We start from the raw sequence: 18369 nt of genomic DNA on the forward strand, positions 1-18369 counted from the left end.
GTGACCTGCGGCGATGCGCAGGGCCGCGTTCCGTCGTGATGGGAACGTGACTTTTGCCGAGGGGTCCTGTACGGTCGTCCTGCTCCGTCGGGATACCCATCTGGCGGAGACCTCGCGCGGAACGCCTAACCCTGTCACCGCGAGAGGCCCACGACGACCCGATGACAGGGACGGGGGACCCACTTCCGGGTGCTGGAGACAGCGCCCTTGGGGTGAAGCCCGACGGACTCCGGTCCGCCAGGCCGGGTGACTCTTCCACCCGAACCCGACAGCTGACCTCGCAGGCGTCCAGGAGAGGCAACAGTGACCGTGAGCACGACTCGCGCCCGCCACCGCGCGGCGCGGCGTCCCGTGACGCCACTCAGCACCATCGCCCAGGCCGCATCGGACCAGATGTCGAGCGTCGGTCGTCGTACCGCCGTCGTCGCCGCGTCCTCCGGCCTCATCGTCTCGATGATCGGCGCCGCCGCCCCCGCGACGGCCGCCCCGGTCGACAACGAGTCCGGCAAGCTCAACGCCGTCGACCTCAGCGCCCTCACCGCGCAGGCCCGCCAGGCCCTCGAGGCCGCCCCGGCCGTGACCGTCGCGGCCGACGCGGCGTTCACCATCGAGGAGGCCCCGGTCACCGTGACCCCGGCCCCCGAGCCGGAGCCGGAGCCGGAGCCGGAGCCCGTCCGCACCACGCAGACGAGCCGCACGCAGGAGCGCCAGTCCACGCAGTCGTCGTCCGACGAGTCGCAGGCCTCGGCCCAGCAGGAGGCGTCCGTCGGCGCCCCCGCGTCGGCGCACGGCTCGTCGATCGTCTCGATCGCGGCCCGCTACGTGGGCGTCCCGTACGTCTACGGCGGCACCACGCCCGACGGCTTCGACTGCTCGGGCTTCACCAGCTATGTCTACGCGCAGGTCGGCATCAACCTGCCGCGCACGTCGGGCGCCCAGGGTTCGGTCGGCACCAAGGTGTCGCGCGACCAGGCGCAGCCGGGCGACCTCATCTGGACGCCGGGCCACATCGCCATCTACGCGGGCGACAACATGATGATCGACGCCCCGCGTCCCGGGAAGTCGGTCCAGTTCCGCCAGATCTGGCAGTCGAACCCCACCTTCATCCGCGTGGCCTGATCGCTCACCCGATCAGGACCCCCGCGGTCACTGGCTGGACGAACCCCGTCCGCTCGCACTCTGCGCGAGCGGGCGGGGTTCGTGGCATTCTTGACGTGTTCGTGACTCGTGGCAGACGGACGGCCGGGCCTGGTCTCGGCTAGGTTGGTCGTCCGATGGCACCGGGCCGTCGAGAGGAGAGTCGCTCATGACCCGCACGGAATCCGTCCTCGTCGGTGTCGACGGCTCGGCGCCGAGCCTCCACGCCCTGGACTGGGCCGCGGCGTACGCGCTGCGCGTGGGGTGGCCCCTCCACATCGTGTGCACCTACTCGTTGCCGTCGTTCACGGCGGCGTCGCTCGACGGCGGCTACGCGGCCCTCGACGACTCGGCCATCCAGGAGGGCGCGCGCGCCGTCCTGGAAGAGGCTCGCGCCCGCGCCGAGGGCGCCGGCGTCCGCACGACGGCGACCGTCACGACCGGCGACGCCGCGGGGGTCCTCGTCGAGATGTCGCGCGAGCACGCGCTCGTCGTCGTCGGCACGCGGGGGCGCGGCGGCTTCACCGAGCGGTTGCTCGGCACCGTCTCCTCCGCGCTGCCCGCGCACGCGCACTGCCCGACGGTCGTCGTGCCGTATCGCGCGGGCGGGAAGGACGACGAGGGCGGCGCGCAGGAGCTGCCGCCGGTGCGGGACCTGCGCCGGATCGTCGTCGGGGTGGACGGGTCGCCGTCCGCCGAGATCGCGCTGCGGCACGCGATCCGTCAGGCCCGGGCCTGGGACGCCGAGCTCGTCGCGGTCGCCGGCGTCCCCGTCGGCGCCGGTGCGGGACTCCTCGCGTGGCTCCCCGCGTCGATCGACCACGAGCAGGTCCTGGCCGACGTCACCGAGGGGCTGAACGTCATCATCGACCGCCACGAGGCGGAGCACCCCGGGCTCACGATCAAGCGCATCGTGCTCGACGGCACGGGTGCGGAGCTCCTCACGGAGTTCTCCACGGCGTCCGACCTCATCGTCGTGGGCTCGCGCGGGCGGGGCGGGTTCCGCGGCCTGCTGCTGGGCTCCACGAGCCAGGCAGTGCTGCACCACTCCGCGTGCCCCGTCATGGTCGTGACCAAGAAGTGCGAGGACGACGAGCCGGCGGCCCAGGAGGGCTGAGCCGCCGGCACGCCTGGGCACCACGGCGCCAGGTGCCCAGGCGCGGGGTCAGCTCCGGTTGCGGTACAGCCGCATGGTGATCGGGGCGAGGATCGCGGTGAGGACGACGGACGCCACGAGGACCCACACGATCCCCTCCGTCGCGGGCTCGCCCGCCATGAGCCCGCGCACCGCGGTGACGAGGTGCGTGACCGGGTTGACGTCGACGAAGCGCTGCAGCACGACGGGCATCGTCGACGGGTCGACGAAGATGTTCGACGCGAACGTGAGCGGCATGAGCACGAGCATCGACGTGCCCATGACGGCGTTGGGGGAGCGCAGCACGAGCCCGAGGGCCGTGAACACCCAGCTGAGCGCGAACGCGAACACGAGCAGCAGCACGATCCCCAGGACCACGCCGACGACGCCGCCCGGCGGGCGGAAGCCCAGCACGAGGCCGAGCGCGAGGGTCACGACCGAGGCGATCGTGTAGCGCACGGTGTCGCCGAGCAGCGCGCCGACGATCGGCGCGGGCCGCCACACGGGCAGCGACCGGAACCGGTCGAACACGCCCTTGCTGATGTCCGTGTTCATCGTGTAGCCCGTGTAGATCGTCGTGAAGAGCACCGCCTGCACGAGGATGCCGGGCAGCAGGAACTGCAGGTAGCTCTGCACGTCGCCGGCCAGCGCTCCGCCGAACAGGTACGTGAACATCAGCGTGAAGATGATCGGCGAGACCGTGACGTCGAACAGCTGCTCGGGCACGTGCTTGATCTTCAGCAGCGCGCGCCACGTGTACGTCAGGGTCGCCGAGACGGGCGACGGCCGGTCCGGTCGCCGGTCGAGCGCGACCGCCGCGCGCAGCGCGTTCGCCTCCGGGGCGCGCAGCTCCGCGGCGGTGGTCGTGGGGTCCGCGGCCATCAGGCCACCTCCTCGATCGTCTCGTCGTCGTCCATGGGCTGACCGGTGAGCGCGAGGAACACCTCGTCGAGGCTCGGCTGGCCCAGCGTGAACTCGGGCACCACGATCCCCTCGTCGCCGAGGGCGGGCAGGATCCGCGCGACGTCCGCCGCGCCGTCGTCGGGCACTCGCGCGGTGAACGCGTACGGGTCGTTCGCGAGCGTGATGTCCGTGCCGAGCAGCGCACCCACGACCTCCGCGGCCCGGCCCCGCTGCGTCGCGTCGGCGAGGCGCAGGTGGACCGCGCCCTCACCCACCGACCGCTTGAGCTCGGTCGCGGTGCCCTCCGCGATGACCTTGCCGTGGTCGATCACGGCGATGCGGTCGGCGAGCTGGTCCGCCTCCTCGAGGTACTGGGTCGTGAGCAGCACGGTCGCGCCGTCGGCGACGAGCGCGCGCACGATGTCCCACACCTGGTTGCGGCTGCGCGGGTCGAGCCCGGTGGTCGGCTCGTCGAGGAAGATGACGCGCGGGCTCATGACGAGGCTCGCCGCGAGGTCGATGCGCCGCCGCATGCCGCCCGAGTACGTCTTCACCTGGCGGTCGCCCGCGTCCCCGAGCCCGAACGCGTCGAGCAGCTCGGCCGAGCGCCCGCGTGCGGTGCCACCGAGGAACCCGTACAGCCGCGCGAGCATGACGAGGTTCTCCGTGCCCGTGAGGTCCTCGTCCACGGACGCGTACTGCCCGGTGAGCCCGACGACCGACCGCACCTTGTCGGCGTCGTGCACGACGTCGTGGCCGAGGACCCGCGCCGTGCCCGCGTCGGGGCGCAGGAGCGTCGCGAGCATGCGGACGGCGGTCGTCTTGCCCGCGCCGTTCGGCCCGAGGACGCCGAACACGGTGCCCTCGGGGATGAGGAGGTCGATGCCGTCGACCGCCTTGGTCACCGACTTCCCGGTCGTGAAGTGCTTGACGAGGCCGCGCGCCTCGACGGCGAGGTCGCCGCGTGCAGGTTCGGTCATGTCCCCTCCTGGCCGTTGCCGACGGGCCGCCCGGAGCGTCCGGGCCACCCACGCACCCACCGACCGCCCGGGTCGGCAGAACTCATCGGTCGCGCACCCCTCTCATCGTGCGCCGAGCGAGGCTCGCCCTACCAGACCAAGACGTCACGCCCGCGAAGGCACCCCGAAAGTCGAGCAGGCGGTCATGGCGCGTCAGGAGACCCGGACGCGCCACGACCGCCTGCTCGGCGGTGTAGGGCGGGAGAGCGGGCTACCGCGCGGCGTGCTCCGCGGCCGCGAGGAGGACGCACGTCGCGACGCCGTCCATCGCGACGCGGACCTCCTCGATCGGGGGGAGGGTCGGGGCGAGGCGGAGGACCTTGTCCTCCGGGTCCTTGCCGTAGGGGAAGGGGGCGCCCGCGGGCGTGAGCGCGATGCCCGCGGCCTTCGCGAGCTCGACGACGCGCGACGCGGTGCCCGGCACGACCTCGAGGCTGACGAAGTAGCCGCCCTTCGGCTCGGTCCACGACGCGACGCCCGTGCCGCCGAGGCGGTCGGCGAGGATGCTCGTCACGGCGTCGAACTTGGGGGCGATGATGTCGCGGTGCTTGCGCATGTGGGCGCGCACGCCGTCGGCGTCGCCGAAGAACAGCGCGTGCCGGAGCTGGTTGACCTTGTCCGGGCCGATGGACTGGGCGGACAGGTGCTTCTTGTACCAGGCGACGTTCCCGGGGGACGACGCGAGGAACGCGACGCCCGCGCCGGCGAACGTGATCTTCGACGTCGAGGCGTAGAGGATCACGCGGTCCGGGTGGCCGGCCTCGGCGGCGAGCGCGATCGCGTCGGCGCTGCGGACCTCGTCGTCGGTGAGGTGGTGCAGGGCGTACGCGTTGTCCCACAGGATGCGGAAGTCGGGGGCGGCGGCGGGCACGGACACGAGCGCCCGCGCGACCTCCTCCGTGACGACCGAGCCGTCGGGGTTCGCGTACGTCGGCACGACCCACATGCCCTTGATCGTCGGGTCGTCGGCGACGAGCGCGGCGACGGCCGCGGCGTCGGGGCCGTCCGCCGTCATGGGGACGGTGACCATCTCGATGCCGAGCGCCTCGCACACGGAGAAGTGACGGTCGTAGCCGGGCACGGGGCAGATCCAGCGGACCTTCTCCTCGCGGCCCCACGGGCGCTCGGACCCGGGGACGCCGAAGAGCGTCGCGTACACGAGCGTGTCGTACATGAGCGTGAGGCTCGCGTTACCGCCCGCGAGGAGCTGCTCGACGGGCACGCCGAGCAGCTCGGCGAAGATGCGCCGGAGCTGGGGCAGCCCGTCGAGGCCGCCGTAGTTGCGCACGTCCGTGCCGTCGGCGTCCGTGTGCACGCCCTCGCCCGGGAGCGCGAGCAGGGCCTCGGAGAGGTCGAGCTGCTCGGCCGAGGGCTTGCCCCGCGTGAGGTCGAGCTTCAGCCCCAGCGCCTGCAGGTCGGCGTACGCGCGACGCAGGTCGTCGAGGGACGACGCGAGGGTGGTGGTACCGGGTGCGGTGGGCTCGGGCGTGGTCACCCTCCGGACTCTACCGACCCTGCGCAAGGTCCGTCAGGGCGTCCTCCAGGGCGGACAGCCCGGTCTCGAGGTCCTCTGCCGCGATGGTGAGCGGGGGAGCGAGGCGGATGGTCGAGCCGTGCGTGTCCTTGGCGAGGACGCCGCGCGCGAGCAGCGCCTCGCACAGGTCGCGGCCCGTCCCGCGCGCCGGGTCGAGGTCGAGGCCCGCCCACAGGCCGAGGCCGCGGACGCCGTCGAGCAGGCCCGCGTCCACGAGCCCGGTGAGCCGGTCCTGGAACCCGGCGCCGAGCTCGCGCGCGCGTCGCTGCGGCTCGCCCGTGCGCAGCAGCTCGACGACCGCGAGCCCGACCGCGCACGCGAGCGGGTTGCCGCCGAACGTGCTGCCGTGCGTCCCGGGCGTGAGCACCTCGAGCACGTCGCGCCGCCCGACGACGGCCGAGACCGGCACGATCCCGCCGCCGAGCGCCTTGCCGAGGGTCACGAGGTCGGGCCGCACGCCCCACGTCTCGGTCGCGAGCGTCGCCCCGGCGCGCCCGAGGCCGGACTGGATCTCGTCGGCCACGAGGAGCACGTCCCGCGCGGTCGTGATCGCGCGCAGGCGCGGCCAGTAGTCGTCGGGCGGCACGACGACGCCCGACTCGCCCTGCACCGGCTCCAGGAGCACGGCGACGGTCGTGTCGTCGATCGCGGCGGCGACCGCGTCGGCGTCGCCGTACGGCACGAGGCGGAACCCCGGCGTGTACGGGTCGAACCCGCGCCGGGCGTCGGGGTCGTCGGAGAACGACACGATCGTTGTCGTGCGGCCGTGGAAGTTCCCGGAGCCGACGACGACCGTCGCCTCGCCCGGGGGCACGCCCTTGACGTCGTAGCCCCACTTGCGCGCCGTCTTGATCGCGGTCTCGACGGCCTCGGCGCCCGTGTTCATCGGGAGCACGAGGGAGTCGGCCCCGCCCGTGGTGAGCGGCCCGACGAGCGCGGCGAGCGCCTCGGCGAACGGGTGCAGGAGGTCGTGGTCGAACGCGCGCGACGTGAGCGTGACGCGGCCGAGCTGGCGCGTGGCGGCGTCGACGAGCGCGGGGTGCCGGTGCCCGAAGTTGAGCGCCGAGTACCCCGCGAGGAGGTCGAGGTAGCGGCGACCGGTCACGTCGGTGACCCACGACCCCTCGGCGCTCGCGACCGTCACGGGCAGCGGGTGGTAGTTGTGCGCGAGCGCGCCGCCGCCGGTGCCGTCAGCGGGCCGGTCGCCGTCGAGCGGGCCGGTAGCGCTGCTCGCGCTCGTGCCGCCGTCCGACGCGCGGACCTCCTGGGTGGTCACGACGCGCTCCCGGTCGGTGCCGGGGCGTGGACGGCGGGCTCGCGGATCTCGAGCGTGCAGCACTTGGCCCCGCCGCCGCCGCGCAGGAGCTCCGACGTGTCCGCCGCGACCGTCTCGTAGCCGCGCTCGCGGAGCGCCGCGGCGAGCCGGCCCGCGCGCGGCGAGTGCACGACGTGCGTCCCGTCGCTCACCGCGTTGAGGCCGAGCACGGCGGCGTCCTCCTCGGTCGCGAGGAGCGCGTCGGGGTAGCGCTCGCGCAGCACCTCCTGCGCGGCGGGGGAGAACGCGGCGGGCAGGTAGACGACGTCGACGGCCGGCGGGCCGGTGAGCGCGGGGTGGGTGCCGTCGTCGGGGTGCACGGCGTCGCCGGTCCCGCGGGTGCCGGCGGTGCCCTCGTTGCCGCGCAGCACGGTGAGCGCCGTGTCCAGGTGGTAGAACCGCGGGTCCACGAGCTCGAGCGTCACGACCTCCCGGCCCCACAGGGCCGCGGCCTCGGCGTGCGCGGCGCGCTCGGTGCGGAAACCGGTGCCGGCGAGCACGACGTCGCCGGCCAGCAGCAGGTCGCCCTCGCCCTCGTTGACGTGCTCCGCCAGGTGGGTGACGTACCCGTGGTCGGCGAACCACTTGAGGTAGGCGGGTCCCTCGGGCCCGCGCTCGGGGTGGGCGAAGCGCGCGGAGTAGACGAGGCCGTCGACGACGGTCGCGCCGTTGGCCGCGTAGACCATGTCCGGCAGGCCGGGGACGGGGTCGATCGTCTCGACGGTGTGGCCGAGGTCGCGGAAGGTGTCGCGCAGGCGTTCCCACTGCGCGACCGCGAGCGCGGTGTCGACCGGTGTGCGCCGGTCCATCCAGGGGTTGATCTCGTAGCTGACGGTGAAGTACGTCGGCCGGCACATCAGGTAGTGCCGGGACTGGCCTGGGCGCATCGCCGCCTCCTCGCGGGAGCCGGGCCGCCGGGGTGGTGCGGCCCGGGTGGGTGCCGGACGGGGGATGCGTCCGGTGCTGCTGGTGGCTGCCGGTTGGCTGCTGGAAGTCAGCGTACGTCCGGGAGGTGGGCGCGTCCTGGGACGGCACACGAGCGGCGGGGTGTTGACAGCGATATTCTAGCGATATATCGTTACCGTATCGCTGAGCCCGAGATGCGGCTCGCGTCGACCGCGCGGCCGGACCGGCCCGCCACGCTCCGCGGATCACCCGGAGCCCTCGAGCATCCACGTACAGGAGACACCTCTCATGCACCACGCACACCAGCACCGGGGCAGGACCCCGGAGAACGTCCAGAACATGTCCCAGCCGTTCGGCGAGCGACCCGGGCCGCGCTCGGACCGCCGTCGTCGCGACGGCTTCCCGCCCGTGCCCGACGACGCGGCCTGGTTCCGCGGCGACGGCCCCCGTGGCCGCGGCGGAGCCCGCCGTGGTGGCGGGCGCGGGTTCGGCGGACCGGCCGACGGCGGCCGGGGCTTCGGCCCCGGCGGTCCGGCCGACGACCGTCGCGGGTTCGGCCCGGGAGGCCCCGGGTTCGGCCCGGGCGGGCCCGGCTTCGGTCCCGGTCACGGCGGTCGTCGGCACGGGGGCCGCGGTCGCGGCCCCGGGCGCGCCGGCCGCGGCGACGTCCGCGCCGCCGTCCTGCTGCTCCTCGCCGAGCAGCCCATGCACGGGTACCAGGTCATCCAGGAGATCGCGGAGCGCAGCGAGGGCCAGTGGCGCCCGAGCCCGGGCGCGGTCTACCCGGCCCTGAACCTGCTCCAGGACGAGGGGCTCGTCAAGCTCTCGGCCGACGGCGGGCGCCGCCTCGCGACGCTCACCGAGGCGGGCACCGCGTACGTCGCGGAGCACGCCGACGAGCTGGGCGACCCGTTCGCCGACGCCGCCGGTCGCGGCGGCCGCCCGCGGCGCGAGCTGCGCGCAGGCGTCGAGGCCGTGGCCGCGGCGGTCCACCAGGTCGCCCGCACCGGCACCGACGAGCAGACGACGGCCGCCGCGGAGCTCCTCGAGCGCACGCGCCGCGAGCTCTACCTGGTCCTCGCGGGCCCGGCCGTCCCCGACGCCTCGCCCGGCACGGCGCCGGGTGCCCCGACGACCGCCGCGGGCGACCGTGCGCCGTCGGGCAGCCCGGTGGAGGACGCCCCGGTGGAGGACGGGCCGACGGCCTGAACCCACCACCCCGGACCCGGGGTCGCGCGGTACCGACGCTGGTCGGTCCCTTGGGGCCCCGGGTCCGTCGCGTCCGCGGGGCGCGGCCCGGCAGCCAGGCCGCTCGTGGCTACCGGCGGGCGCGCAGGCGCGCGTCGAGGCGGCGCAGCGAGACGTGCATCATGACGCGCAGCGCGACCCCCACGAGGGGCGCCGTGACGCCGCGGGGGACGGGTCCGGCGAGGTACGCCTCCTCCCACCACACGACCCGGCAGCGGCCCGTGCCGAGCGGCACGACCTCGAAGCCCGCGTCGCCGAGCAGCGCCGGGCCCAGCTTGCGGATCCGGGTGCGGCCCGGGCGGCCCGCCGCCACGGACGGGCGGTCGAGCGACTCGACGACCATGCGGTCCGGGAAGCCGCGGCCCGTGCGGCGGACGAGCGGGCCGCTCACCATGGTGAACCGGTCGCCCACCTCGGGCCCCCGGCCCGCCGGGGTCGTCATCACGGTGAGCGGGATGAACCGCGGGTGGGTCCGCGGGTCCGCGACCCACGCGAACGCTACGGAGGCGTCGACGGCGAGCTCGCGCGCGACGGCGACGCGCCGCACGCCCCGGGTCGTCACTCGGCGTCGCGGGCGGGGGAGCGGTCGCGCCGTCCCCGCCCCGGCAGCAGCCGACGACGGCGGCGCGGCTCCGCGTCCTCGGGGACGGGGACGAGCCGCGGCGGCGCGTCCTGCACGGGCGACTCCACGACCTCGAGGAGCCGGCCGAACACCGACGGCGGCGGCCCGAACGCGCGCCGCGACTGGGCGATCACGCCGTGCCCGAGCGCCCGCGCCCCCGCCACGCCCACGACGGCGCCGACGCCGAACGGCACGAGCCGGCCGAGCGCGAGGCCGGACTGCTTCGCGAGCTGGGTGCGCAGGAACCGGTTGCCGAGCGCCTTGTTGACCTTGACGAGCGTCCCGGCGGGCATGCTCGTCAGGAGCACCTTGCCCCACGCGAGGCCCGACCCCTGGGTCGCGCGCTCGACGTCGCGCGCGCCCTTCTCGCCGAGAACGGTCGCGAGCAGGAGCGCCCGACGGCGGCCCACGTCGTCCACCGCGATGCCGTGCACGTCCGCCACCGCGAGCGCGAACGCGGCCGAGGAGGCGAAGAACGTCGCGACGTCGCTCGACGTCAGCGCGATCCCGACGCCCGTCCCGACCGCGGGGAAGGCGGCCGCCGCGCCGACGGCGCCGCCCGCCGTCTGGATGACGAGCAGGTACTCGCGCTCGAGGATCCGGACGATCTGCGCGGGGCTGGCCTCGGGGTTGCGACGGCGCACCGAGTCGACGTGCGCCCGGATGACGTGCGACGGGATCGTCACCGCCTTGTCGAGCGCGGCGTCGAGCAGCGGCGTCGGCCGGTAGGCGGACCACTCGACCGCGTCCTGCGTCGAGAGGTCCCTGCGCCCGGCGTCCGGGGGCGGGGTCCCGTACTCGGGCACGCCGCCGCGCGGCACGGGGCTTCTCGAGGGGTCCTGCTGGTACGCCATGGCGCCTCCCGTCATCCCGCGGTCAGTCCTGGGTCTCGACCTCGCGGCCGGCACCCTCCGGCTGGAACAGGTACTCGACCTCGGCGCCGGCCTTGACCGTCCGTCCTACCGTGCACGCCTTGTCGATCGCTCGCGCGGCGACGGTGACGAGCCGGTCGCGCGCGTCGTCGTCGAGCGACGTGAGGTCGATGTCGTACGTGCCCGTGATCTTCGGGTACCGCTCCTCCTCGAGGAGCTTGTCGCCCTGGACGTGGATCGTCACGGCGTAGTCGTCGCCGAGGCGGCGGGCGAACGTGCGGTCCGTGCTCATGCCCGCGCACGCCGCGAGGGCGATCTTCAGCAGCTCGCCGGGCGTGAACACCGCACCCTCGCTCGCCGGGCCGATCGAGACCTCGGCGCCGCGCGCCGACCGGCCCGTGTACGTGCGGGTGCCCGTGCGCTCGACCCACAGCGCGTCGGCCGGGGCGGGCGACGGCGCGGGGACGTCGTGCGCGGCCTCGTCGGCGGCGCTCAGGGTGTTCTCGGCAGGCTGCGTCGTCATGCGTGAATCCTCGCACTCGTCGGGTCGCGGCGTCGGGGCGTCCGCCCTCCGGGGAACGTGCGGCGGGCGCGCGCGATTCCCGCGCGCGCGTGCCTGTCACACCGCGGACGGTCGTCCGGTCGTGAGAGTGGTGCGCGGCACCCGCCGCGCCGGAGAGAGGAGACATCATGAGAGTCGTCGTCGTCGGAGGCACCGGGCTGATCGGGAGCCAGGTCGTGCAGGACGTGCGCGACGCCGGGCACGAGGTGGTCGTCGCCGCGCCCAGCACCGGCGTGGACACGTTGTCCGGCGCGGGTGTCGACGAGGCGCTCGCGGGTTCGGACGTGGTCGTCGACGTGTCGAACTCGCCGTCGTTCGCGGACGACGACGTCCTGCGGTTCTTCGAGACGTCCACCCGCACGCTCCTCGACGCGGAGGCCCGCGCCGGGATCGGGCACCACGTCGTCCTGTCGATCGTCGGCACGGACCGGACCGACGCCGGCTACCTGCGGGCCAAGGTCGCCCAGGAGCGGCTCGTGCGTGCTTCCGGGCACGGGTGGTCGGTCGTGCGCGCGACGCAGTTCTTCGAGTTCGCGCGCTCCATCGCGGACGGCGCGACCGTCGACGGCGTGGTGCACATCCCGCCCGTCGCGTTCCAGCCCGTCGCCTCGGCGGACGTCGCGCGCACCGTGGCCGACGTCGCGACGGGTGTGCCGCTCGCGGACGTCGTCGAGCTCGCGGGGCCGGAGCGGTTCCGCTTCGACGAGTTCGTCCGCGAGGCGCTCGCGGCGCAGGGCGACGACCGGGAGGTGGTCGCGGACCCGGAGGCGACCTACTTCGGGGCGCAGCTCGTCGAGGACGCGCTCGTGCCCCGGGGGGAGTCCCTGCGAGGTGCCACGACCTTCGCGCAGCACGCGGAGCGCGTCGCGTGACGTCGTCGTGCGGCAGGGCCGCGCGAGCCTGGTCCGCGTCGTAGCGTGGCTGCATGAGTCTCGGCCCACGAACGCCCGAGAGCCCCGTCGTCCGGGAGGACGAGGGGGCTCTCGACGCGTTCCTGAGCGTCCGGTCCCGGCTCTTCGGCATCGCCTACCGCATGCTCGGCAGCGCGACGGAGGCGGAGGACGTCGTGCAGGAGGCGTGGGTCCGCTGGCAGGGCACGGACCGGTCCGTGGTGCGGAACCCGGCGGCGTTCCTCACGACGACGGTGACGCGGCTCGCGATCAACGCCGCGACGTCCGCCCGTGCGCGCCGCGAGACGTACGTGGGTCCGTGGCTCCCCGAGCCCGTCGACACCTCGGACGACCCCGCCCTGGGCGCGGAGCGGGCCGAGGCGCTCGAGATCGCGACCCTCGTGCTCCTCGAACGGCTCGCGCCGGTCGAGCGCGCCGTCTACGTGCTCCGCGAGGCGTTCGACTACCCGTACCGGCGCGTCGCGGAGATCCTCGGCCTGACGGAGGCCAACGCACGGCAGCTCGCGCGTCGGGCGCGGGAGCGGCTCGGCGCGGGCCCGGCGGTCCCGGTGGACCCCGGAGAGCACCGTCGGCTGCTCGACGAGTTCGTGGCCGCCGCGCACGACGGCGACCTGGCTCGCTTCGAGCGGTACCTGGCTGACCACGTCGTCGCGCGCCCGGACGGCGGCGGGAAGGTGCACGCGTCGCGCGTCGAGCTCGTCGGGCTGCCCCGGGTGTCGTTGTTCCTCGACAACGTGTGGCGCAAGTACTGGGCGGACGCCGTGGTGCGCGTCGTCGAGGCGAACGGTCGCCCCGCGCTCCTCGTCGTCGTCGACGACGCGCCGTTCGCCCTGGTGTCGCTCGACGTGACGGCGCGCGGGATCGAGCACGTGTACCTCCAGGTGAACCCGGAGAAGCTCGGCGGCTACGCGCCCACGGACTGACGCGCGGCCGTACCGCCTCAGGCGACCTGCGACGCCTCGTCCTCGGGCGTGGAGCGCGCGTCCCCGGTCGTCCGTGCCGGAGCGTCGGCGTGCCCGGCGGTGCTCGCCTCGGCGGAGGCGACGCCCGCCCGCGGCACGCCGGCGACGAACGCCGCACGGGGACGTTGGACGGCGGTGAGCGACACGACGTCACGCCCGAAGACCCCTGCGGTCAGCCAGACGGCGAGGACTCGGACCTTCCGCTCCCAGGTGGGGATCGCGAGCACGTGGTACCCGCGGTGCATGAGCCAGGCGAGCACACCGCGCACGACGACCCTGCGGTACTCGAACAAGCCTGAGCCGATCCCGAGCGTCGCCACGACACCCAGGCTGCCGTGCCGGTAGGGGTGGGTCGGGCGCCCACGCCGCACCGCGACCAGGTTGCGCGCGAGGCGTCTCCCCTGCCGCACGGCGTGCTGCGCGTTGGGCACGGTGAGCGCGCCCGGCCGGTCGATCGAGAGGTCCGGCACGGCTGCCCCGTCTCCCGCGGCCCAGGCGTCCGGGACGAGCGCGTCGGCGGTACCGACGCGCAGGTCCGCTCGCGTGACGACGTACCCCCGAGCATCCACGGGCAGGTCGGTGTGCGCCGCGACGACGGGGTTCGCGGCGTTCCCCGCCGTCCACACGAGGAGGCCCGAGGGGAACTCCTCCCCGGTCGAGAGCCGGACGACGCCGCCCTCGGCCGACTCGATCCCCGCTCCCAGGTGGACGTGCGCCCCGCGGCGCTCGAGCTGACCGACCACCCAGCGGCCGGGGCGGTCGGTCACCTCGGGCAGGATGCGCCGGCTGCGCTCGACGAGGTGGAACTGCACCTCGGAGGCGGTGATCTCGGGGTAGAGGCGCAGGAGGTCGTCAGCGAGCGACAGCAGCTCGGCGAAGCCCTCGACCCCCGAGAACCCGCCGCCCACGAACGTCACGGTGAGGAGGCGCTCGCGCTCCGGTCCGGGCGGGAGGCTCGCCGCACGGTCGAACGACGTGAGCAGACGGTCGCGGATCGCGACGGCCTCCTCGACGTGCTTCATGCCGATCGCATGCTCCGCCACACCGGGCACGGGGAAGACCCGTGTCACCGCGCCGGCAGTGACCACCGCCGTGTCGTACGCGAGCTCGTACGGCTCGCCGGACCGCGGCCGCACGACGACCGTGCGACGCGCGTGGTCCACCCGTTCGACGGTCCCGTCGACGAGGCGCGTGCGGCGCAGGTGCCTACGGTGCGCCACGGCGGCGTGCCGCGCCTCGACCGAGCCCGCGACCACCTCGGGCAGGAACGGCTGATAGGTCATGTACGGACGGGGGTCGACGAGGACCAGCTCCACCTCGCCCCGCCGCAGCTCGTGTCGCAGCCGCTTCTCGAGCTCCCGGGCAGCCGTGAACCCGGCGTACCCGCCACCGACGACGACGATGCGTTCCATCACGTACCTCCCGGTGCCCTTGGACGCCTCTCCGACGTCCCTACCCCTCCGACCGGTCCGCGGGCCGACGCGTGACATGACGTGCGTCACGCCGACCTCCGGCCCGGGAGGTCACGGACGGCGCGGTGGGGACTGGCCGGTCGCGGTGTTTGACCCACCGCGTGGCGACGACCGACACTGTCGGGCGTGGCCCCCGACGCAACCTCCTCGACCCTTGCCGTGGCGACCGAGGGTGAGCGTGCGCCGTCGGGCAGCGCGCCCGGGCCCGTGCCCACCCCGTACGAGGACCTGCTCCGCGACGTCCTCGCGCACGGCACCCCCAAGGGCGACCGCACCGGGACGGGCACACGCAGCGTGTTCGGGCGGCAGATCCGCTTCGACCTGTCGCAGGGCTTCCCCCTGATCACGACCAAGCGCGTGCACCTCAAGTCCGTCGCGTACGAGCTGCTGTGGTTCCTGCGCGGCGACTCGAACGTGCGCTGGCTCCAGGAGCGCGGCGTGCGCATCTGGGACGAGTGGGCCGACGCCGACGGCGAGCTCGGCCCCGTCTACGGCGTCCAGTGGCGCTCGTGGCCGACGCCGGACGGCCGCCACGTCGACCAGGTCGCGCAGGTGATCGAGCAGATCAGGGCGAACCCCGACTCGCGGCGGCACATCGTCTCCGCGTGGAACGTCGGGGAGATCGAGGACATGGCGCTGCCGCCGTGCCACGCGTTCTTCCAGTTCTACGTGGCCGACGGCCGGCTCTCGTGCCAGCTCTACCAGCGCTCGGCCGACCTCTTCCTCGGCGTGCCGTTCAACATCGCGTCGTACGCGCTGCTCGTCCACATGGTCGCCGCGCAGACCGGCCTCGAGGTCGGCGACTTCGTGTGGACCGGCGGCGACGTGCACATCTACGACAATCACGTCGAGCAGGTGCGCGAGCAGCTCACGCGCGAGCCGTACCCGTACCCGACGCTGCGCCTCGCGCCCCGCGACTCGATCGACGCCTACGAGTACGAGGACATCGAGGTCGTCGGGTACCAGCACCACCCGACCATCAAGGCGCCGATCGCGGTCTGATGCTCGGACTGATCTGGGCCCAGGCGCGCGACGCCGCCGGGCGGCCCGTCATCGGCGCGGGCGGCACCATGCCGTGGCACCTGCCCGAGGACCTCGCGCACTTCCGGCGCGTCACGTCGGGCCACCCCGTGGTCATGGGCCGCCGCACGTGGGACTCGCTCCCGCCCCGGTTCCGGCCCCTGCCGGGGCGCCTCAACGTCGTCGTCACGCGCCAGGAGTCGTGGGTGCCCGACGGCAGCCGCCCGGAGGGCGACGGCGGCGCGCCCGTGCGCGTGGCAGGGTCGGTCGACGCGGCGCTCGCGGCCGCCCGCAGCGCGGCCCGGACCAGCAGCTCCGACGAGGTGTGGGTCATGGGCGGTGCCCAGCTCTACGCCGCGACCGTCGACGAGGCGGACCGGTGCGTGGTCACCGAGATCGACGCCGTCGTCGACGGCGACACGTTCGCCCCCGAGGTCCCCGCCGGGTGGTCCGTGAACGCGGGAGAGTGGGCGACGTCGTCCACCGGACTGCGCTACCGCGTCGTCACCCACACCCGCCCCCCCTCGCTGAGTGCGTGAGCTCGCCGCGCTCGCCCGGTCGGAGCGCGACGAGATCACGCACCCAGCGGTCAGGCGGGGTCGCCGACGCGGCGCAGGGCGTCCAGCACGAGGTCCCAGAACCGGCCGTGGTCGAGGGTGACCGCGACCTGCGTGCGGCACTCCTCCGGGCCGGGCTCGTCGCCGCGCAGGTCGGCGACGGTCATGCCGGTCGTCAGCCCGCCGTGCAGCTCGACGTCCAGCGGCGCGCGGCGCGTCGTCATCACCGACGGGTCGACGACGTACGCGACCGCGCACGGGTCGTGCACGGGCGGGGAGGGGAAGCCCTGCGCCGTGCGGTACGTCGTGCCGTAGAAGTCCAGCAGCTCGCCGACGAACCGGGCCGGGGCGGTGCCGAGCGCGGCGATCCCGTCGCGCACGTCCGCCGTCGCGACGGCCTGGTGCGTGAGGTCGAGCCCCACCATCGTCACCGGCCACGCCTCGGTGAGCACGACGTGCGCCGCCTCCGGGTCCGCGAGGACGTTGAACTCCGCGACCGGGGTCCGGTTGCCCACGTGGTACCCGCCGCCCATGAGGACCACCTCGCGGACGCGCGGCACGATCCGCGGCTCCTTGCGCGCGGCCATCGCGACGTTCGTCAGCGGGCCCGTCGGGACGAGCGTGATCTCGCCCGGCTCGGCCGCCAGGACCGTCTCGATGATGAGGTCCACCGCGTGCCGGTCGTCGACGGCGCGGCGCGGGGCGGGCAGCACCGGCCCGTCCATGCCCGAGTCGCCGTGGATGTCCGGCGCGACGATCCGGGGCCGGACGAGCGGACGGTCGCACCCGGCCGCGACCGGGACGTCGATCCCGGCGAGCTCCGCGACGGCGAGCGCGTTCCGCGTCACCTTCTCGAGCGTCTGGTTCCCGGCGACCGTCGTCACCGCGACCAGGTCGACGGCGGGGCTCCCGTGCGCGAGGAGCATCGCGATCGCGTCGTCGTGGCCGGGGTCGCAGTCGAGGACGATCCGGCGGGGCGCGGTCGTGCGGGAGTCAGGGGCGGACGGGACGGGCTGGGCCGGGGCGTGAGCGGACATCGACCCATCCTCGCGCGTCCCCGGGGCCGGGGCCGCCGGTGCGCTTCGCGTCCGGGCGCCAGTGACGGCTAGGCTGTGCTGCGGCCCTGACCCGGGGCCACGCGCCTGTAGCTCAGGGGATAGAGCACCGCTCTCCTAAAGCGGGTGTCGCCAGTTCGAATCTGGCCAGGCGCACCGAGTAAAACCGCAGGTCACAGGCACTTTCTGTAGACACCCCCGCTGTGGAACCTCCCCCAGCAGAGCCCAAAACTGCAACGCTCTGACCTGCACTTATATAAACTTGTTACTGCTGGGGCTCCCCCAAACCTCCCCCGCAGCGGGCGTCCAGCCCCGGTCGCGACCGGTGCGAACAAGCCGATCCTCGACAGGGGGCCGGCACCCGGTACCGAACCCCAAGGGTTCGCGACCTCCCCCAAGACCAGTTCCGGCACCGTTATGCCCGCATTGGTCCAACAGTGTCCGGTTTGCTCCCAGCCCGTCAGCAGGCCCGCATATGGGGTGTCAGAACCGGGTGGGAGGCCGTCGGGGGACCGTGCGGAACGCGTCCTCCACGCGCAACCACACCACCAGCTCGTGCTGGTTGTACGGAGGAGCCAGAGCCTTCACGACCACCATCACATGGGTGTCGGTCCACCGGATCGCCCTGGCCGGCAACAGCTCCTCGTGCGTGTCCCACAACAACCGGACGATCACCGGCAGGTCACCGGACGGGCGGACGGGCGCCCGGGCGGGTGACTCGTGGTTCAAGGGTTTGCGCTGCGACCAGGGCCGGTCCTCCAGCTGGCCCGGGCGGGGTGCGGACGCCACCACGCCCGCACGGTCGTCACCCTTGCGGCGGACCAACCGCCGCCCGTCGTCCTGCTCACCCACACCGACCAGCCTACGCCATCACTCGAACACACGTTCGATAAGATGCCGATCGCAGGTGTTTGGCTCCGCTGTCCGAGCCTCAGTTCGTGAGTAGCGATCCGCGTCCGGTGACCAACAAATCTCGTCCCATGCCATGGGCCTCTACTTGTTGGACAGAAGGCCGGGTAGTCTGATAAAGGGAGGTGTCGGTCGCGGCACGGACTGTCCACAGACCGCGTCGGGTCGAGTGCTACGGCGGCATGTTGGCCCGTAAGCCCAGGCCCGGGGCCCTGTGGGTGCCTGGTGGT

Annotated in this window: 18 protein-coding genes, 1 tRNA gene and 1 riboswitch; of the genes, 8 read left to right on the forward strand and 11 right to left on the reverse strand. The window is 74.1% G+C overall.

From position 1 onward, the window contains the following. Positions 1–112 precede the first annotated feature (112 nt). A riboswitch (cyclic di-AMP (ydaO/yuaA leader) is annotated at positions 113–302 on the forward strand. Between the two features lies 1 nt (position 303). Beyond that, positions 304–1119: a C40 family peptidase gene (locus GWJ10_RS13685; protein ID WP_241005808.1), complete on the forward strand. Its 816-nt coding sequence runs from the start codon at positions 304–306 to the stop codon at positions 1117–1119. A gap of 187 nt (positions 1120–1306) precedes the next feature. Then, a complete protein-coding gene (locus GWJ10_RS13690; protein WP_076406209.1) occupies positions 1307–2254 on the forward strand; it encodes a universal stress protein in 948 nt (315 codons plus the stop codon). A gap of 48 nt (positions 2255–2302) precedes the next feature. Here the strand turns inward: GWJ10_RS13690 and GWJ10_RS13695 are convergent, their stop codons facing one another. From GWJ10_RS13695 to ddaH, 5 genes are all read right to left on the reverse strand, one after another. Then, the gene (locus tag GWJ10_RS13695) at positions 2303–3154 is read right to left on the reverse strand and encodes an ABC transporter permease (protein ID WP_051028222.1); all 852 of its coding nucleotides are present in this window, start codon (positions 3152–3154) and stop codon (positions 2303–2305) included. Next, complete coding sequence (locus tag GWJ10_RS13700) at positions 3154–4155, reverse strand: ATP-binding cassette domain-containing protein (protein WP_163188050.1); 1002 nt, start codon at positions 4153–4155, stop codon at positions 3154–3156. The genes GWJ10_RS13695 and GWJ10_RS13700 overlap by 1 nt, the downstream gene beginning before the upstream one ends. A gap of 250 nt (positions 4156–4405) precedes the next feature. Further along, complete coding sequence (locus GWJ10_RS13705) at positions 4406–5689, reverse strand: aminotransferase class I/II-fold pyridoxal phosphate-dependent enzyme (protein WP_021482572.1); 1284 nt, start codon at positions 5687–5689, stop codon at positions 4406–4408. A 10-nt stretch (positions 5690–5699) separates the two neighbouring features. Continuing rightward, positions 5700–7004 (reverse strand): ornithine--oxo-acid transaminase, encoded by a 1305-nt coding sequence (gene rocD, locus GWJ10_RS13710; protein ID WP_163188052.1) that lies wholly within the window; start codon positions 7002–7004, stop codon positions 5700–5702. Then, complete coding sequence (ddaH, locus tag GWJ10_RS13715) at positions 7001–7996, reverse strand: dimethylargininase (RefSeq protein WP_346773836.1); 996 nt, start codon at positions 7994–7996, stop codon at positions 7001–7003. Before ddaH ends, rocD begins: the two co-directional genes overlap by 4 nt. 241 nt (positions 7997–8237) lie before the next feature. Here ddaH and GWJ10_RS13720 point away from each other — a divergent pair, with 241 nt between their 5' ends. Then, positions 8238–9158: a PadR family transcriptional regulator gene (locus GWJ10_RS13720; protein ID WP_346773835.1), complete on the forward strand. Its 921-nt coding sequence runs from the start codon at positions 8238–8240 to the stop codon at positions 9156–9158. Positions 9159–9267: 109 nt separating this feature from the next. Here the strand turns inward: GWJ10_RS13720 and GWJ10_RS13725 are convergent, their stop codons facing one another. From GWJ10_RS13725 to GWJ10_RS13735, 3 genes are read right to left on the reverse strand one after another with little or no spacing between them, the layout of a single operon-like run. Continuing rightward, positions 9268–9744 carry an SRPBCC family protein gene (locus GWJ10_RS13725; protein ID WP_163188056.1) on the reverse strand — a complete coding sequence of 159 codons (477 nt, stop codon included), beginning with the start codon at positions 9742–9744 and terminating at the stop codon, positions 9268–9270. A gap of 11 nt (positions 9745–9755) precedes the next feature. Further along, entirely contained in the window at positions 9756–10673 is a 918-nt protein-coding gene (locus tag GWJ10_RS13730) for a hypothetical protein (protein WP_241005809.1), read from the reverse strand. A 22-nt stretch (positions 10674–10695) separates the two neighbouring features. Continuing rightward, entirely contained in the window at positions 10696–11214 is a 519-nt protein-coding gene (locus GWJ10_RS13735) for an OsmC family protein (protein ID WP_081895945.1), read from the reverse strand. 167 nt (positions 11215–11381) lie between these two features. On the opposite strand from GWJ10_RS13735, the gene GWJ10_RS13740 reads away from it, so the two are divergent. Then, entirely contained in the window at positions 11382–12125 is a 744-nt protein-coding gene (locus GWJ10_RS13740; protein ID WP_163188058.1) for an SDR family oxidoreductase, read from the forward strand. A 53-nt stretch (positions 12126–12178) separates the two neighbouring features. Beyond that, a complete protein-coding gene (locus tag GWJ10_RS13745) occupies positions 12179–13087 on the forward strand; it encodes an RNA polymerase sigma-70 factor (protein ID WP_163188059.1) in 909 nt (302 codons plus the stop codon). 17 nt (positions 13088–13104) lie between these two features. Here GWJ10_RS13745 and GWJ10_RS13750 read toward each other — a convergent pair whose 3' ends face one another. After that, a complete protein-coding gene (locus GWJ10_RS13750) occupies positions 13105–14538 on the reverse strand; it encodes an FAD-dependent oxidoreductase (protein WP_163188061.1) in 1434 nt (477 codons plus the stop codon). A gap of 267 nt (positions 14539–14805) precedes the next feature. On the opposite strand from GWJ10_RS13750, the gene GWJ10_RS13755 reads away from it, so the two are divergent. Next, complete coding sequence (locus GWJ10_RS13755; RefSeq protein WP_163188205.1) at positions 14806–15600, forward strand: thymidylate synthase; 795 nt, start codon at positions 14806–14808, stop codon at positions 15598–15600. Further along, positions 15600–16157 carry a dihydrofolate reductase gene (locus GWJ10_RS13760; RefSeq protein WP_163188063.1) on the forward strand — a complete coding sequence of 186 codons (558 nt, stop codon included), beginning with the start codon at positions 15600–15602 and terminating at the stop codon, positions 16155–16157. Before GWJ10_RS13755 ends, GWJ10_RS13760 begins: the two co-directional genes overlap by 1 nt. 50 nt (positions 16158–16207) lie before the next feature. Here the strand turns inward: GWJ10_RS13760 and GWJ10_RS13765 are convergent, their stop codons facing one another. Beyond that, the gene (locus GWJ10_RS13765; RefSeq protein WP_163188065.1) at positions 16208–17212 is read right to left on the reverse strand and encodes a nucleoside hydrolase; all 1005 of its coding nucleotides are present in this window, start codon (positions 17210–17212) and stop codon (positions 16208–16210) included. Between the two features lie 101 nt (positions 17213–17313). Between GWJ10_RS13765 and GWJ10_RS13770 the strand changes: the two genes are divergently transcribed. Next, positions 17314–17386 (forward strand) — tRNA-Arg (locus GWJ10_RS13770). A 327-nt stretch (positions 17387–17713) separates the two neighbouring features. Here the strand turns inward: GWJ10_RS13770 and GWJ10_RS13775 are convergent. Continuing rightward, positions 17714–18082: a hypothetical protein gene (locus GWJ10_RS13775; protein WP_241005810.1), complete on the reverse strand. Its 369-nt coding sequence runs from the start codon at positions 18080–18082 to the stop codon at positions 17714–17716. Positions 18083–18369 lie beyond the last annotated feature (287 nt).

Origin of the sequence: Cellulosimicrobium sp. SL-1, from assembly GCF_011033075.1 — a bacterium.
Lineage (GTDB): Bacteria > Actinomycetota > Actinomycetes > Actinomycetales > Cellulomonadaceae > Cellulosimicrobium > Cellulosimicrobium funkei.

What these genes read in the sequence shown, in the direction of transcription:
- GWJ10_RS13740 (WP_163188058.1), top strand. Translation starts at nt 11,382, where the DNA reads ATGAGAGTCGTCGTCGTCGGAGGCACCGGGCTGATCGGGAGCCAGGTC.
- GWJ10_RS13750 (WP_163188061.1), bottom strand. Translation starts at nt 14,538, where the DNA reads ATGGAACGCATCGTCGTCGTCGGTGGCGGGTACGCCGGGTTCACGGCT.
- GWJ10_RS13765 (WP_163188065.1), bottom strand. Translation starts at nt 17,212, where the DNA reads ATGTCCGCTCACGCCCCGGCCCAGCCCGTCCCGTCCGCCCCTGACTCC.
- GWJ10_RS13730 (WP_241005809.1), bottom strand. Translation starts at nt 10,673, where the DNA reads ATGGCGTACCAGCAGGACCCCTCGAGAAGCCCCGTGCCGCGCGGCGGC.
- GWJ10_RS13695 (WP_051028222.1), bottom strand. Translation starts at nt 3,154, where the DNA reads ATGGCCGCGGACCCCACGACCACCGCCGCGGAGCTGCGCGCCCCGGAG.
- GWJ10_RS13735 (WP_081895945.1), bottom strand. Translation starts at nt 11,214, where the DNA reads ATGACGACGCAGCCTGCCGAGAACACCCTGAGCGCCGCCGACGAGGCC.
- GWJ10_RS13700 (WP_163188050.1), bottom strand. Translation starts at nt 4,155, where the DNA reads ATGACCGAACCTGCACGCGGCGACCTCGCCGTCGAGGCGCGCGGCCTC.
- GWJ10_RS13720 (WP_346773835.1), top strand. Translation starts at nt 8,238, where the DNA reads ATGCACCACGCACACCAGCACCGGGGCAGGACCCCGGAGAACGTCCAG.
- GWJ10_RS13690 (WP_076406209.1), top strand. Translation starts at nt 1,307, where the DNA reads ATGACCCGCACGGAATCCGTCCTCGTCGGTGTCGACGGCTCGGCGCCG.
- GWJ10_RS13745 (WP_163188059.1), top strand. Translation starts at nt 12,179, where the DNA reads ATGAGTCTCGGCCCACGAACGCCCGAGAGCCCCGTCGTCCGGGAGGAC.
- GWJ10_RS13760 (WP_163188063.1), top strand. Translation starts at nt 15,600, where the DNA reads ATGCTCGGACTGATCTGGGCCCAGGCGCGCGACGCCGCCGGGCGGCCC.